The sequence below is a fragment of the Dokdonia sp. Dokd-P16 genome, assembly GCF_003095655.1.
GTDB lineage: Bacteria > Bacteroidota > Bacteroidia > Flavobacteriales > Flavobacteriaceae > Dokdonia.
In genome coordinates, this window is sequence record NZ_CP029151.1 from 2,710,528 (window position 1) to 2,725,097 (window position 14,570).

At 36.0% G+C, this 14,570-nt stretch carries 17 protein-coding genes; 5 read left to right on the forward strand and 12 right to left on the reverse strand.

Features of this window, described 5'->3' with window-relative positions; all coding sequences use genetic code 11:
* Window positions 1–83 precede the first annotated feature (83 nt).
* Complete coding sequence (locus tag DCS32_RS12105) at window positions 84–1,139, reverse strand: vWA domain-containing protein (protein WP_108878504.1); 1,056 nt, start codon at window positions 1,137–1,139, stop codon at window positions 84–86.
* A 294-nt stretch (window positions 1,140–1,433) separates the two neighbouring features.
* Here DCS32_RS12105 and DCS32_RS12110 point away from each other — a divergent pair, with 294 nt between their 5' ends.
* Window positions 1,434–2,093 (forward strand): hypothetical protein, encoded by a 660-nt coding sequence (locus DCS32_RS12110; RefSeq protein WP_162533651.1) that lies wholly within the window; start codon window positions 1,434–1,436, stop codon window positions 2,091–2,093.
* Window position 2,094: 1 nt separating this feature from the next.
* Here the strand turns inward: DCS32_RS12110 and DCS32_RS12115 are convergent, their stop codons facing one another.
* The 4 genes from DCS32_RS12115 to DCS32_RS12130 form a co-directional block, all read right to left on the reverse strand.
* On the reverse strand, window positions 2,095–3,930 hold the full coding sequence (locus DCS32_RS12115) for an ABC transporter ATP-binding protein (protein ID WP_108878506.1): 1,836 nt from the start codon (window positions 3,928–3,930) through the stop codon (window positions 2,095–2,097).
* A gap of 34 nt (window positions 3,931–3,964) precedes the next feature.
* Entirely contained in the window at window positions 3,965–5,692 is a 1,728-nt protein-coding gene (locus DCS32_RS12120; protein ID WP_108878507.1) for a phospho-sugar mutase, read from the reverse strand.
* An 89-nt stretch (window positions 5,693–5,781) separates the two neighbouring features.
* Window positions 5,782–6,723, reverse strand: coding sequence for a glycosyltransferase family 2 protein (locus tag DCS32_RS12125; RefSeq protein ID WP_108878508.1), 942 nt, complete (start codon window positions 6,721–6,723; stop codon window positions 5,782–5,784).
* 9 nt (window positions 6,724–6,732) lie between these two features.
* Entirely contained in the window at window positions 6,733–7,272 is a 540-nt protein-coding gene (locus tag DCS32_RS12130; RefSeq protein WP_108878509.1) for a DUF4199 domain-containing protein, read from the reverse strand.
* A gap of 181 nt (window positions 7,273–7,453) precedes the next feature.
* Here DCS32_RS12130 and DCS32_RS12135 point away from each other — a divergent pair, with 181 nt between their 5' ends.
* The 3 genes from DCS32_RS12135 to DCS32_RS12145 all read left to right on the forward strand — a co-directional run bounded on the left by DCS32_RS12135 (window position 7,454) and on the right by DCS32_RS12145 (window position 10,331).
* Window positions 7,454–7,705, forward strand: coding sequence for a type B 50S ribosomal protein L31 (locus DCS32_RS12135; RefSeq protein ID WP_013749546.1), 252 nt, complete (start codon window positions 7,454–7,456; stop codon window positions 7,703–7,705).
* Window positions 7,706–8,030: 325 nt separating this feature from the next.
* Window positions 8,031–9,359 carry a signal recognition particle protein gene (gene ffh / locus DCS32_RS12140; protein ID WP_108878510.1) on the forward strand — a complete coding sequence of 443 codons (1,329 nt, stop codon included), beginning with the start codon at window positions 8,031–8,033 and terminating at the stop codon, window positions 9,357–9,359.
* A 78-nt stretch (window positions 9,360–9,437) separates the two neighbouring features.
* Window positions 9,438–10,331: a bifunctional 5,10-methylenetetrahydrofolate dehydrogenase/5,10-methenyltetrahydrofolate cyclohydrolase gene (locus DCS32_RS12145; RefSeq protein WP_108878511.1), complete on the forward strand. Its 894-nt coding sequence runs from the start codon at window positions 9,438–9,440 to the stop codon at window positions 10,329–10,331.
* Here the strand turns inward: DCS32_RS12145 and DCS32_RS12150 are convergent, their stop codons facing one another.
* The 6 genes from DCS32_RS12150 to DCS32_RS12170 all read right to left on the reverse strand — a co-directional run bounded on the left by DCS32_RS12150 (window position 10,332) and on the right by DCS32_RS12170 (window position 13,117).
* A complete protein-coding gene (locus tag DCS32_RS12150; RefSeq protein WP_108878512.1) occupies window positions 10,332–10,619 on the reverse strand; it encodes a hypothetical protein in 288 nt (95 codons plus the stop codon).
* 1 nt (window position 10,620) lies between these two features.
* Window positions 10,621–11,319, reverse strand: coding sequence for a hypothetical protein (locus tag DCS32_RS12155; protein WP_108878513.1), 699 nt, complete (start codon window positions 11,317–11,319; stop codon window positions 10,621–10,623).
* Between the two features lie 80 nt (window positions 11,320–11,399).
* Window positions 11,400–11,792, reverse strand: a complete 393-nt coding sequence (locus DCS32_RS12160; RefSeq protein ID WP_108878514.1) for a cupredoxin domain-containing protein — start codon at window positions 11,790–11,792, stop codon at window positions 11,400–11,402.
* A 439-nt stretch (window positions 11,793–12,231) separates the two neighbouring features.
* The gene (locus tag DCS32_RS16150) at window positions 12,232–12,372 is read right to left on the reverse strand and encodes a hypothetical protein (RefSeq protein ID WP_013749540.1); all 141 of its coding nucleotides are present in this window, start codon (window positions 12,370–12,372) and stop codon (window positions 12,232–12,234) included.
* Between the two features lie 29 nt (window positions 12,373–12,401).
* Entirely contained in the window at window positions 12,402–12,560 is a 159-nt protein-coding gene (locus tag DCS32_RS12165; protein WP_108878515.1) for a lmo0937 family membrane protein, read from the reverse strand.
* 134 nt (window positions 12,561–12,694) lie between these two features.
* Complete coding sequence (locus DCS32_RS12170; protein ID WP_108878516.1) at window positions 12,695–13,117, reverse strand: hypothetical protein; 423 nt, start codon at window positions 13,115–13,117, stop codon at window positions 12,695–12,697.
* Between the two features lie 108 nt (window positions 13,118–13,225).
* On the opposite strand from DCS32_RS12170, the gene DCS32_RS12175 reads away from it, so the two are divergent.
* The gene (locus DCS32_RS12175; RefSeq protein WP_108878517.1) at window positions 13,226–13,660 is read left to right on the forward strand and encodes an Lrp/AsnC family transcriptional regulator; all 435 of its coding nucleotides are present in this window, start codon (window positions 13,226–13,228) and stop codon (window positions 13,658–13,660) included.
* 9 nt (window positions 13,661–13,669) lie between these two features.
* Here DCS32_RS12175 and DCS32_RS12180 read toward each other — a convergent pair whose 3' ends face one another.
* Window positions 13,670–14,248 carry a hypothetical protein gene (locus DCS32_RS12180; protein ID WP_108878518.1) on the reverse strand — a complete coding sequence of 193 codons (579 nt, stop codon included), beginning with the start codon at window positions 14,246–14,248 and terminating at the stop codon, window positions 13,670–13,672.
* Between the last annotated feature and the right edge of the window lie 322 nt (window positions 14,249–14,570).

Consider the following 14,570-nt stretch of genomic DNA (forward strand, 5'->3'; position numbering starts at 1 on the left):
TGACAATAGTATCTTGTAATCGCGTGTATCTGTAAGGCTATCTTTTAAGTCGATTAACTACTCAAATTGAGTAGTTTAAAAACCTATTCACAACCACTAGTGAATCCTGTTGCGTCAAAAGAAGTTTGAACTAGTCCATCTTGATTTCCATTAATTACTTGAATCACAAGGTTATTCATACCACTTCCATCACGTTTAGGGCTGCAGTATTCAAACAAGTAAAAACTATTTGCTTGTGCCGCTACACCATTAGATATATCATTAAATACAGATTCTAGTTCTGCTGCATTAGATGCAAATACACTTTCTGTTTGTCCTATTTTAGAAAGTATGCCTTCATCTATCTCTGAGCCAAGACCTATAGTAAAGAAGCTAACGTCATCATCTGCATCAGAAACAGCATCTACTGCCTCTTGTTCTGTATATCTAGCTGCTTGATCTGTTCCGTCTGTAAAAATTACTACAGAGGCTGCTGCAAATAGTTCTTCGTTTTCAGACACATCAATAATATCATCTGCAATCTCCGCAGCTTTAATTACGGCACCATACAAATCTGTAGATGGATCATTACTTATGTCTTCTGTAATTCCATCTATAGCTTCTTGAAGCATAGTTGCACTGGTAGTAAGAGGTTGTAGCTCGTGAAGTACATCTTCTCCATCAAACCAGTAAATAGCCATTTTAAAAGAATCTGTAGGGATTGCTGGCATCACATTAGATATAAAGCTGCTTGACGCTTGCTTAAGTTCTTGTAAGCTTGTGCTCAAGACACTGTTACTTAAATCTAACACTAGTAATGTATTATTTGAAAAAATCTGAGCATTTGGGGATATTGCTCCTGATGCTTCAGAATTTGAAATTTCATTATAACAATCATCATTACGACCTTGCTCAAAAATTGTAAAATTAGAAGGCGTTAATCCTGCTACTGGACTACCATCACTGCCATTTACTTTAAAGAAAACAGATACCTTTGAAGGTAGTGTGGTAAAAGATTCTTGAATGGTAATATCAAGCTCTTGGGTTCCTAAGTTGAGACAGTCTATATCTGTTGTGCTATTTCCATCGTCGTCCCTTGAACTACAAGAATACGATAAAGAGGTTAAGACAAAAAGAGCAAGTAGTGCGTGTAGTTTCATAAATATTCATTTGTTTGATGTGGTAAGAACGTACGACATTGAATTTTATTTCTTAATATGCTGTAATGAACTATAAATTTTGGCAACTGATATATTGACCTATAAATTTCAAATATTTTATCTTTGGATACGTTAGGTTGCTGTTACGCGTTCGCGAAAGCGTAATTTTAATCAACAATGGCATACTTTATGGTAAATAAGCATAGAAGCCATCACTCTAAAATGTTACATCGACTCACTTACTATTTGAAAAGTACTTTCCCCATATCAATTAAAGCTCTTCCATTATTAGCTTTGCTCTTAGTGTCTCTATGTGCACAAGCTCAAATAGATGCGCCTAGTGCTTCTATAGAAATTAAGGGAAAGCAGCCTAATGATGTGCCAGCGCCTGTGTTTATTGCACCTATGGCAAGAAAAAAGAGTAGTGATGTACAATCTGGTTCTCTTATTTTTAAAAGTAAAATAAAACTTAAAGATCCTTTTAAATCAAATGAGAAAAGAGAGATCAACTTTATGGAAGGCACCGACTTTGCCGAAAAAACCTATACTGCTCTTGAAAACAAGATGAATAATTCTCAAGAAAAAGATATAGAAAAACTTCGTCCAGAATATTTTAGAAATCAAAATTTAGGAGATTTTAAAAGCGGATCCAAATTTGTAAACTTTACATACAGAGATCACGGCGCAGTAGATGGAGATTTAGTGAGCGTGAGTGTAAATGATACAATTGTGCATCCTAGAATATTTCTTGAAGGTCAGTTTCAAGGGTTTTATCTCGACCTGAAAAAAGGATTTAATAAAATAGAAATTAAGGCGCTTAATCAGGGCTCTGTAGGAGCAAATACCGCACAGTTCGTGATGTACGATGATATGAAAAAAGTAATATCTTCAAATACTTGGTTTCTAGCATCTGGTTATACGGCAACCGTTGTCATTGTAAAAGAGAACGACTAGTCTAAGCTTCTTCAAAAGATTGCATCGAGACTAGTTTGTGATACATTCCCTTCTTATCAATAAGCTCTTGATGTTTCCCTTGCTCTACAATTTCTCCTTTTTGCATGACTACAATCTCATCTGCATTTTGAATAGTAGAAAGTCTGTGAGCAATTACAATAGAAGTTCTGTTCTTCATCATATTTTCTAGCGCTTTCTGTACGAGACGCTCACTCTCCGTATCTAGTGCTGAGGTAGCTTCATCTAAAATCATGATAGGAGGATTCTTAAGAACCGCTCTAGCTATTGAGAGGCGCTGCTTTTGACCTCCACTCAATTTATTACCACTATCACCTATATTAGTATCAAGCCCCTTAGGAAGGTCTTGTACAAACTCCCAAGCGTTGGCAATTTTTAATGCATCGATGATTTCTTGATCTGTGGCGTTTTCTTTACCTAGATTAATATTGTTGCGTATAGTGTCATTAAAGAGAATAGCGTCTTGAGTGACTAACCCCATGAGGTTACGTAGAGATTTTTTAGAAATATCTCTTATATCTGTATTGTCTATTTTTATGTTTCCTTCATTAACGTCATAAAAACGAGTAACTAGATTTGCAATTGTACTTTTTCCAGAACCAGATTGACCTACAAGTGCTACAGTATGTCCTTTCTTTACATTAAGTGTAAAGTTCTTTAGTACACTTTCCTCATCATACTTGAAAGAGATGCCCTCTAAATTTATACGACTGTCAAATGTATCTTTACTAATGGCCTTGGGGTTGTCTTTTATAGTTGTTTCAGTTTCTAATACTTCTAGAATACGAGCGGCAGCAGCGTCTCCCTTTTTTACCGAGTAACTAGCCTTTGCAATAGATTTTGCAGGGGTTAAAATTTGATATGCTAATCCCATATAAACAATGAACTGAGCCCCATCTAATCCTCCAGAACCATCTAACACCATATTACCTCCGTACCATAATAAGATTCCGATTACTGTAATTCCCAAAAACTCACTTACGGGAGATGCTAAGTTTTGCCTATGTGTAAGAGTATTGCTGTATTTTTCAAAATTAGTAGTAGAGGTTTGAAACTTAGTTTCCATTCTATCTTCGGCTGCAAATCCTTTTATAATTTTAAGATTGGCTAGTGTTTCTTCAACTAGAGACAAGAAATATCCCTGTTCTGTCTGTACTTGACCTGATTTCTTTTTGAGGCTTTTCCCAATTTTAGAAATTATAAATCCAGCCACAGGTATGAAAATAAATACAAAAAGAGTCAGTTGTGCACTCATAAACAACATAGTACCTATAGCAAAAAGAATAGTAAGAGGTTCTCTTATAAAAAGCTCTAGTATCGATAAGAAAGAATGTTGCACTTCAAGAACATCAGACGTGATTCTTGCAATAGTATCACCTTTCCTTTTTTCTGAGTAGAAACTTAAATTAAGATTGACGATACGGTTGTACATCTTATTACGGATGTCTTTAAGAACTCCATTCCTTAGATAGGTAATGAAGTAGTTTGCTAAGTATCCAAAGACATTTTTTAATAAAAAGGTTGCAATTACAAGTCCAACCATTATACCTAATACATACACGTCACCATGCAGATCAGTTTGCGTATTGATAAAATAGTTAAGAGAGTCATCTAAAAAGCTTTTAAAACTGCTGGAAGATTCAAGAGTAGGTTTTATTCTCACAGGGTCTACTTGTTTAAGTAGCACTGTAAGCATAGGTATAAGCGAAACGAAAGCTAGCGTACCAAAAAGAGCATATAAAATATTAAACAAAATATTTAAAAATCCGTATTTCTTATAAGGAATGGCAAACTTGAGAATCTTCTTAAAATATTCCATAGAGTGTTTCCGCTTGCGCGAAATTTTGAGTTGTTTAAACGCCTAATGCATTTTTTATACCAGCAAGACGTTTATCTAATGAAGCAGAAATTGTGTCATACTCATTTAATGAAGCTAGAGGAGCATTTACACTTATATAAAACTTTACTTTAGGTTCTGTGCCACTTGGTCGCGCGGCAACTTTACTGCCATCTTCTGTATAAAAGATAAGTACATTAGACTTTGGAACATCAATATTAGTGGTTTCTCCAGTAATAAGGTCACGACTTATAGATGATTGATAGTCCTCTACACGTATCACCTTACTTCCATTAATTTCTTTCATAGGCTCAAGACGAAGATCTTTGAGCATTTGTTTGATTTCTGCTGCGCCAGATTGTCCCTTTTTTACAAGAGCAATTAATGTTTCCTTGTAAAAACCGTGTTTTACGTACAGTGTTTTAAGTTTTTCAAACAGTGTTTGTCCTTCTTCTTTTGCTTGAGCAGCAATTGTACATGCGAGTAGGGTAGCGGTTACAGCATCCTTATCTCTTACAAAATCGCCAACCATGTACCCGAAGCTTTCTTCACCACCACCTATAAAGTGTTGGTTAGGATAATCTTCAATCATTTTGGCAATCCATTTAAAGCCTGTAAGTCCTGTTTTGCATTCTACATCATATGCTGCAGCAAGAATATCCATCATAGGTGTAGATACGATGGTGCTTCCTATAAATGGTGATGAGTGTTGATCTGCGCTTTCGCGAAAGCGTTCTAATAAATAATCTGTCATTAAGATCATGGTTTGATTACCATTTAAAATGGTAAGCTTGCCATCATCTCCTCTCACAGCAATCCCTAGTCGATCACAGTCTGGGTCTGTACCTATGACAATATCTGCATTTTTTTCTTCTCCTAGTTCAAGCGCCATTTTAAGAGCAGCAGTTTCTTCTGGATTAGGAGAAACTACGGTAGGGAAGTTACCATCTGGTACTTCTTGTTCTTTTACAATGTTAAGAGTGGTAAAACCAGCTTGTTTTAATGTATCTGGCACGAGTGTGATTGAGGTACCGTGTAACGAGGTGAAAACGATATTTAAGTTCTTTTTTACTTCATTAGTAAGGCCAAAAGATACATTTGCAACACTTGCATCTACAAAGGCTTTATCTACCTCTTCATCCACAAGTTCAATAAGGGAGTCATCTCCTTCAAATTTTATAGCGCTAAAATCAAGCGCTTCAATAATAGCTATTATTTCTGCATCTTGTGGTGGTACAAGTTGACCGCCATCTTCCCAGTATACTTTGTAACCGTTATATTCTGGCGGGTTGTGACTTGCAGTGAGGACAATACCGCACTGGCAATCTAGATGACGCACAGCAAAACTTAATTCTGGTGTAGGTCTAAGATCAGAAAATAGGAATACTTTAATCCCATTTGCCGAAAATACATTTGCAACCACCTGGGCAAGCTCCTTACTATTATGACGGCAATCATAAGCGATAGCAACCTTAATTTTCTTATCAGGAAACTGTTTGTGTAGGTAGTCAGATAGACCTTGAGTGTTTTTTCCCAAGGTATATTTATTAATTCTGTTAGTTCCAGCTCCCATGATACCGCGCATACCGCCAGTACCAAATTCTAGATTTTTATAGAAACTATCTGCAAGCTCATCTGGATTGTGAGCGATATTTTCTTTGATAGCTTGTTGAGTTTCCTCATCAAAGGTCTCTGTAAGCCATGCATTTGCTTTTTCTAAAATAGCGGGATCGTGGTATACCATAAAAATGTGTGTTGTTTACTAACAAAAATACGATTTTGTTATAATTTATAAAGCTCACTACGAGGTATGTCTACGTGTTGAGCTACTAGTTATAAAGTTTCTTTAATATTATATCTCTTTTTATCACGTTTTGATCTTAGTACGAGTTCGCCTAAGAAGCCGGCAATAAATAGTTGAATACCCATGAGCATCGCAACAAGTGATATATAAAATTGTGGTCTCTCTGTAATCAGTCTGCCCGCTCTATGAAAGAATACTTTGTCTATACCTAAGTATCCGGCAAATCCAAAACCTATAACAAACATGAGTACACCTAGTGCTCCAAAAAGGTGCATAGGTCGCTTTCCAAAACTTCCTAAAAACCAAATCGTGAGTAAATCTAAGAAGCCATTTAAAAAGCGTTCCATACCAAATTTAGTCTCACCATACTTACGAGCTTGATGTTGTACTACTTTCTCACCTATGTTTGAAAATCCTGCATTCTTAGCAAGTACGGGTATGTAACGGTGCATCTCACCATATACATCTACAGTTTTGATCACCTCTTTTTTATAAGCTTTTAAACCACAATTAAAGTCGTGTAGTTTGAGTCCGCTTGTTTTTCTTGCTGCGGCGTTAAAGAGTTTGCTAGGTAAGTTTTTTGCAATTACAGAGTCGTAGCGTTTCTTTTTCCATCCTGAGACCAGGTCATACTTATCTTGAATAATCATGCGGTATAGGTCTGGAATTTCCTCTGGATTGTCTTGCAAATCTGCATCCATGGTGATAATTACATCACCTTGAGCAGCCTCAAAACCTGCATGAAGTGCTTGTGATTTACCGTAGTTACGGTTAAAGCGAATTCCTTTGATGTTATCACGCTTTCGCGAAAGCGTTTCAATCACCTCCCATGAAGCATCTGTGCTTCCATCATCTATAAATAGGATTTCATAAGAAAAACCATTGGTTTCCAGAGTTTCTGAAATCCAATGGTGTAGTTCTTTAAGTGATTCTACCTCATTAAGTAGAGGTATGACAACAGATATTTGCATAAATAATTTTTAAGCGTCTGCGTATGGGTTTTCTTTTTTCATTATTAATCCTCCTATTAAAGAGATGATAAATCCAAAAAATAATGACAACATGATCGCAATAGGAATCATAAAGCCAATTTTAGTAAAAGGCTCTTGAAAAGAAATAGTCTGATCAATTTGTGAGTCTGTCATGTCTGGATACATCTCAATCATTTGAGTACGTAGCGCGTCAAGTGCAAGTTCTGAGTAATTAGGTTCGAGAACTTGAGTAAGTACGAGAACCCACAATGCACCTAAGAGTGCTGCTATTAGTGATACCCCAAGACCAATTTTAATTGCTTGGCCCAGTTTTAAAAAGCCACCGTTACTTTCTTTAAACGCTTTTAAAGCTAGAATAATAACGACTACGGTCATTACAAAATTGAGAACTCCTAATGACCAGTGAGGGGCAAGGAAGTTGTCTGTTACGTATAATATTACATTAAAAAGAATGGCTAGTATTCCTAGTACTAGACCAAATTTGAGCATTACATCTTTTGCAGATGTTGGTTTGTCTTCTAATATCATAATAATGGTTGTTTTGGTTATGGTCAGTTAGTAGACAAATATACAATATCGTTACGCCGAGCGCAGAAAAATCGTAACTTCGTGAAATAGGTAATATTTATTTTGAAAAATAGTTGCTCATTTTTAAAATTTATGTAAATTTGCACCTCGAAAAATAGAATAATTTTTAAGTACGATTATAATGAAAGCAGATATACACCCAGAAAATTTTAGAGTAGTAGCATTTAAAGACATGTCTAATGAAGAGGTGTTCTTAACGAAGTCTGCTGCAGATACTAAAGAAACTATTGAGATCGAAGGAACTGAGTATCCTTTAATAAAATTAGAAATTTCTAGAACTTCACATCCATTCTATACAGGTAAAGCTAAGCTTGTAGATACAGCTGGACGTATTGATAAGTTCAAAAACAAATACGCTAAGTTCAAGAAGTAATTTCTTGTTCTTATCAAGTACAAAGCCTCCTTTTATGGGAGGCTTTTTTTGTTGGTTACAACTCATGTTTAAAAGCTGTTTGTTTTTCTTATTAGAGTTGGTGCTGAGTCTATTAGCTCTTCATGTAAATAGCAGTTCTTTGCTTGTTATCACCTCTTATAAGAAGTTAAGCGCAAGCATGAATCAATAGCACTCGTGGCGCTCATTGCATTGCTTCTAGTTAATAAGTAGTTTTCTACACATTTTTATAGAATCTGTAATTATTAAAGGAGTGATAAACCACTACAAATCCTTAAATTTGCAACCTTTACAATAGCAGATAACTATGTTTGATAATTTAAGTGATAAGTTAGATAAAGCCCTACACGTACTCAAAGGTCACGGTAGCATTACGGAAGTAAACGTTGCAGAGACACTTAAGGAAGTGCGTCGTGCTCTTATAGATGCAGATGTTAACTTTAAGACTGCAAAGGAATTTACAAACCGTGTTAAAGAAAAAGCTTTAGGATCTGACGTATTAACGACCTTACAACCTGGGCAGTTAATGGTGAAGCTTGTAAAAGATGAGCTTACAGAGTTAATGGGAGGTGATGCAGAAGGGATTAATCTTTCTGGTACTCCATCTATTATATTAATGTCAGGTTTACAAGGTTCTGGTAAGACAACCTTTTCAGGTAAGCTTGCAAACTTTCTTAAAACCAAGAAAACAAAAAAACCTTTATTAGTAGCCTGTGATGTATATCGTCCAGCGGCTATTGATCAGCTACACGTAGTAGGAGATCAGATTAAGGTAGATGTATATTCTGATCGTGATGAGAAGAATCCTGTAAAGATTGCTCAAGATGGTATCGCTTTCGCGAAAGCAAACGGTCACAACGTAGTAATCATTGATACAGCAGGTCGTCTTGCTGTAGATGAGGCGATGATGAAAGAAATTGCAGATGTACATGCTGCAATACAACCACAAGAGACACTCTTTGTAGTAGACTCGATGACTGGTCAAGATGCTGTAAATACAGCAAAAGCCTTTAATGACATTCTTAACTTTGACGGGGTTATCCTTACAAAGCTAGATGGAGATACAAGAGGTGGAGCAGCAATCTCTATCAAATCTGTAGTAAACAAGCCTATTAAATTTATAGGTACAGGGGAGAAAATGGAAGCGATAGATGTATTCTATCCTTCACGTATGGCAGATCGTATTCTTGGAATGGGAGATGTTGTGTCACTTGTAGAGAGAGCACAAGAGCAGTTTGATGAAGAAGAAGCTAGAAAGCTTCAAAAGAAAATTGCAAAAAACCAATTCGGTTTTGACGATTTCTTAAAGCAAATCCAGCAAGTAAAGAAAATGGGTAACATGAAGGACCTTATGGGAATGATCCCAGGTGCCGGAAAGATGCTCAAAGATGTAGACATAGATGACGATGCATTTAAGCATATAGAAGCAATCATTCACTCCATGACGCCTGGTGAGCGAGAAAATCCTACTACGATTAACGCAAGTCGTAAAAAGCGTATAGGGAAAGGATCTGGTACCTCGGTACAACAAGTAAATCAGTTACTCAAGCAATTTAATCAAATGAGTAAGATGATGAAGATGATGCAAGGAGGCGGAGGCCGCAAGATGATGCAGATGATGAATCAAATGAAATAACAATATCCTTAAAAGGCACCCATAACGGGTGTCTTTTTAATTTATATGAACACAAACTAAACCATAACGCTATTACCTATGACTATTCTTGACGGGAAGAAAACTTCAAACGACATTAAAAACGAAATCAAAGCCGAAGTTGATAAAATGAAAGCAAACGGTGAGAAGGTTCCTCATCTTGCTGCAGTGATTGTAGGTAATGATGGAGCTTCTCTTACATACGTAGGAAGTAAAGTGCGCGCTTGTGAGCGCGTAGGTTTTGAGTCTACTATGGTACGCATGACAAACATGACTAGTGAAATTGAATTGCTAGACAAAATTGAGGAGCTTAATCAGAACGAAGATATTGATGGTTTTATAGTACAGTTACCATTACCTCCTCAAATCGATACTCAAAAAGTATTACTAGCAGTAGATCCGGATAAGGATGTAGATGGTTTTCACCCTACAAACTTTGGAAAGATGTCTCTTGATATGAGTACTTTTATACCTGCAACGCCATTTGGTATTCTTGAACTTATGGATCGTTACGGAGTAGAGACTAAAGGAAAGCATACCGTGGTTATAGGCCGTAGCCATATTGTAGGGAGACCTATGAGTATATTAATGGGACGTAAAGGCTTCCCAGGGAACTCTACTGTTACCTTAACACACAGTCATACTAAGAATATAACGCAAATTACATCACAAGCAGATATCATTATTACTGCACTAGGAGTTCCTGGATTCCTTAAAGCCGAAATGGTAAAGGATGGAGCTGTAATTGTAGATGTGGGGATCACTAGAGTACCAGATGAAACTCGTGAGAGAGGTTACTATATTACTGGAGATGTAGACTTTGAGCCTGTAAGTAAAAAGGCAAGTTTTATCACGCCAGTACCAGGAGGAGTAGGGCCTATGACAATAGCAATGTTACTTAAAAATACCTTGCTAGCTCGTGAGCGTCACAGGGCGATGTCTAAGAAAAAATAATTAAGCATGTCTTGCGGCTCCGAAGAAAATAGGAATCGCAATCATGAGCATGCTCATGATACCTAAGATTGTAACAATCCAGTTATATCGTTTACCAACGAGTCTTGATAAAACATATAACAAAGCTGTTGCAACTCCTAGAATAAGTGGAATCCCAGCAACCGAAGCTGCATTCTTGCTTAAAGTACCATAATCGCCATAGTAGAGCATTGCGGTACAGATGATAATAAAACAGCCCAGAGTGATTAAGTTCCACTTTGGGCTGTTCTTTTTTTGTTTAAAACTCATATTATTTGATGACGTTTACATCTGTAAAGTATAGTCTAAAGCTACCATCTTCACTCTTGTGATCTGTAGCTATCGAAAGTCCCTCAATATTCTTGTATTCTTGAAATGTTGTAATCATTGAGGGTTCGGTAGCATTTCCTTTTCTAAAAACCCATTCGGTGATTACATAATCATCGCCGTAGTAAAAGTCGTAGGCGTCTCCTGGCGTGTAACCTCCTTCATTTCCGTAGAGAAGGGTAAGTTTTTTAGTTTGCTTTCGCGAAAGCGGACTCATTACACTGTCGGTTACTTTTATTGAAGTTCCTTCATCCCAAACAAGTTGATAAGGAGCAAGAAGCCAGTATTTGTCATTTATAAACCCTTGGTCTGCTTGCATAGAGATGCTGTCTACGGTAGCACGATTATAAGAAATGGTATCTCCAGCGGCAATCATAGTCACATCATTTGTGACTGGTTTCCAAGACCATGAACGACTTGCTACAGTAGCGCCGTTGCGATCTACATTAAATGTAAAGTCAAGTTGTTTTACATCTTTCCAGTTTGCAAGACCGTTTGCATAAGCAACTTTTTCTGCCTCTGTGGTTGGTGTGAATGTAGCTTCAACTTCGAGCTTATTCGTATCTTCTATAGTTGTGTTATTTCCCTCTTTACAGCTTAGGATAATTAGAGAAGATGCAAGAAGCATTGAGTATAATTTCATAGTGTTATTTTTGAAGTACAAAAATAACTAAAAAAAGCCCTGTATAAGATTATACAGGGCTTTGCTATATTTAATATAGGTTACTGCACTACAAGAACATTGTCTGTAGCTGTCTTGTTAAGTGGGCAGAAGTAAACATACTCACCTTTAGCAAGTTTTGTTACATTTGAAGTACCTGTTGTATTGTTAGGTACTACTGCAGTTACATAAGCAGTTTTGATGTGATTTTCTGGATTAGAGATGTCTTTTCCTTTAGGTACTAACACAAAACCTACATCTGTACCTACATTGTTATTTGCAATCGAAAATGTGTAAGTTCCTTCACTTACTACTATTTGCTTTTGAGTAAACTCTCCTTTAGTTTGCTCTAATGCGATCACTTTATTTGAGCTTTCCTTCATCATTTTATCTTGCGCTTGTGCAGAGAAAGTTACAGTTAGAATAAGCACGAAAATTGAAATTATTTTTTTCATTGTATTGGATTTTGAGTGTAAATGTTTTTTTTTAAATCAGTTTAGTAATTTCATGGTGGTTATAGTGATCACTAAAGCTTTGCCAATTGAAATTCTTATGCTCGGTTGGACGGAGCTTTATGGAAACGCTTACATTTAAGTAGTAATATTTTTATAATAAAGTAGTAACTATCTGTATATCAAATTAAAATAAAAGTTTTTTTCTGTAATAGATGATCCAATTAAGGTAGTTCTATCGTATATAAAGCTATATAATGGTTCTTAAATGTGTTGAGTCATTTAAGATTGATAAATAGATTACCGCAAGTTTCCCAAATAAATCCCTCATTCTGAATGCGTTTTGAAGAGCAATTCTTCAAAATGCATTCTTTCTTAATATAAGAAACAAAAAAAAGCCTTTCCGTTAGGAAAGGCTTTTCTATTAAAAATTTTGATGCAATTAATCTACTGCATCCTCTACGTCATCTACTGCATTTTCTACTGCGTTTCCTACTTTTTCACCAGTAGTTTTTTCTCTACAACTTGAAAATGAAAGTGTGAAAATTGCGATTGCTGCTAGTGTTAAAAATTTCTTAGTCATTGTTCTATGGTTTATTGATTAATTTGTTTTTATAACTTTTTTCCGGTTGCTAGTCTATAGAGAATGCCTATTACAGCCAGTACGAGTAAAATGTGAATTAAACTTCCTACTGCATCTCCAAATCCAAAGTAGCCTACGAGCCAACCTATAATTAGGAGTACTACAATTAGGGATATAATATCTCTCATAACAATTGGTTTATGGTTATTTGAGAATAAAAGTAGATGGATTACTGAGATCCAGTTGTTTGCTTAACGATATTTAACAAGGCATTCTTAATAAATTGACAATTTCTCTGGAGACGTTGGGGAAATTTATCGTGCTAGTTTTGACTAGTCAACTGTAACGACCACTTTTTAAATCCTGCCTCAAGCTTATGAGCAGTATGTGCTAGTTGCTGTACACTATGACAGCGATTGCGGTAAAGGACTTCGAGCTTTTTACAAAGTTTAGAAAGTTGGCTTACGCGCTCCTCTATATGCTTTTGAAAATAAAGCTTTTTTGAATAGTCGGCAGTTATTGCGGCTTCGGCAATGGACATAGGTAGTGATAGCGCTGTGTGTGAAATAAATACAGATAGATTTGTGGCAAGTTCTTTTTCTGAGGGACAGTTTAAAACACTGTGTTGCAAATTTCCGTTAGACAGCTTTCGCGAAAGCGTAAAGAGATCCATAGCCTCATTGTATAAAGCGAGGCGCTTTATATCAAAAGATTGCTGAAACTTAGATTCTTGAGCTATTTTCATCGTAAAGTAAAAATACAATCAGAATACTTATTGTAAATTTAGTTTATTAAGGAAAATGTTATTTTTGCTTTAAGAATATTGTATTATTAACCTTGAAGTTTAAATTATATGGTGGATGCACTTAATAATCGTATTTTAAAATGTTTGCAAGAAAATGCGAGACAGTCTAATACTGCAATTGCTGCACAGGTAGGAATAAGTTCGCCAGCCGTAGGAGAACGCATAAGAAAGATGGAAGATGCAGGGATTATACTAGGTTATAAAGCAGAAGTCTCTGAGGAAGCTTTGGGGTATCAACTCAAAGCAATTATTACGATAAGAGCTTTTATGGGGAAGTTGAAACCTTTTTTAGAAAATGTAAAAGGATGGGAAGAGGTTGTAAATTGCTACCGTATTACAGGTAATGAAAATATAGTGATGGAAGTTGTGTTGCGCAATCAAAAGCACCTTGAGCAATTTATAGATAGAGTGATATCGTACGGGGAGTCAAAAACACAAATAGTGCTTTCTCACGTAGTTGCTCAAAACCCTATTCTTAAATAATAAAGAAGCTTAATTATTTAAGTTTTCGTCATCACTATCTTCCCAGTTATCATCTTCATCTAGATTATTTAAAAGTGTGTTTGGGTCTATGTTCTTTAATTGGGCCGGATCATCAAAATTTACACCTACGGGATTGAAGAGTCCCCATCTATCAATAATATATTGAGTAGCATCAAAAGTCTGAACCCAGCGAGCAAAAATTGGTCTAAGCATCTCAATAGCATCTCCTAATAAATCGAGATACTCAACATCTTTATAGCCAGAGGCTAATAAGCCTTTTGAATCCTGAATGATTTCTCTAGCCGCCTTTCTTACTACGGTGGCATTTTCCATTTTGAGGTCATAAAGATCTACTCCGTGAGCAGTGGCGATGGCAGATGGAATAAGAATCGCATTATCCATCATTTGTTGTGTATATCGCTGGTAGAGCGCTTTTTTATATTGAGAGTTAGGATTATTATCCTCTAGCTCAATACCTTCTATGATATGCTCGATAAGATGAAGAATTACAACGCCTTGTCTAAAAACAGGAAGCTTGCGCCATTCATCTATTCCGCTTTCATAGTGATTGTTTTCATCTTCGGTCATAAGGAATTATAAGAAGTTGTTTATGTGACCTTAACTTATTTTTTTAATGTAGGTAGGATTACATGTATAAAAGCAAAATTAAATCATTTGTTGCAGTTTAAAATCATAGTTTGTTAAACCCAACTACTTCTCGTTGAGGAGATAAAAATCACCGTTTATAGGCTGCTATTTTTCAGAATTTAATTGTTATCGCATGCATCATGTGTTTATTTTTTGACGCTAATTGAAATATTAAACTTGTTTGTCCTCATATCCTCTGTCTTGTAGGAGTTTTAAGCGTCTTTACGGAGCTCCCTCAAATTGTAAAAGCGCTGTAGAAAAA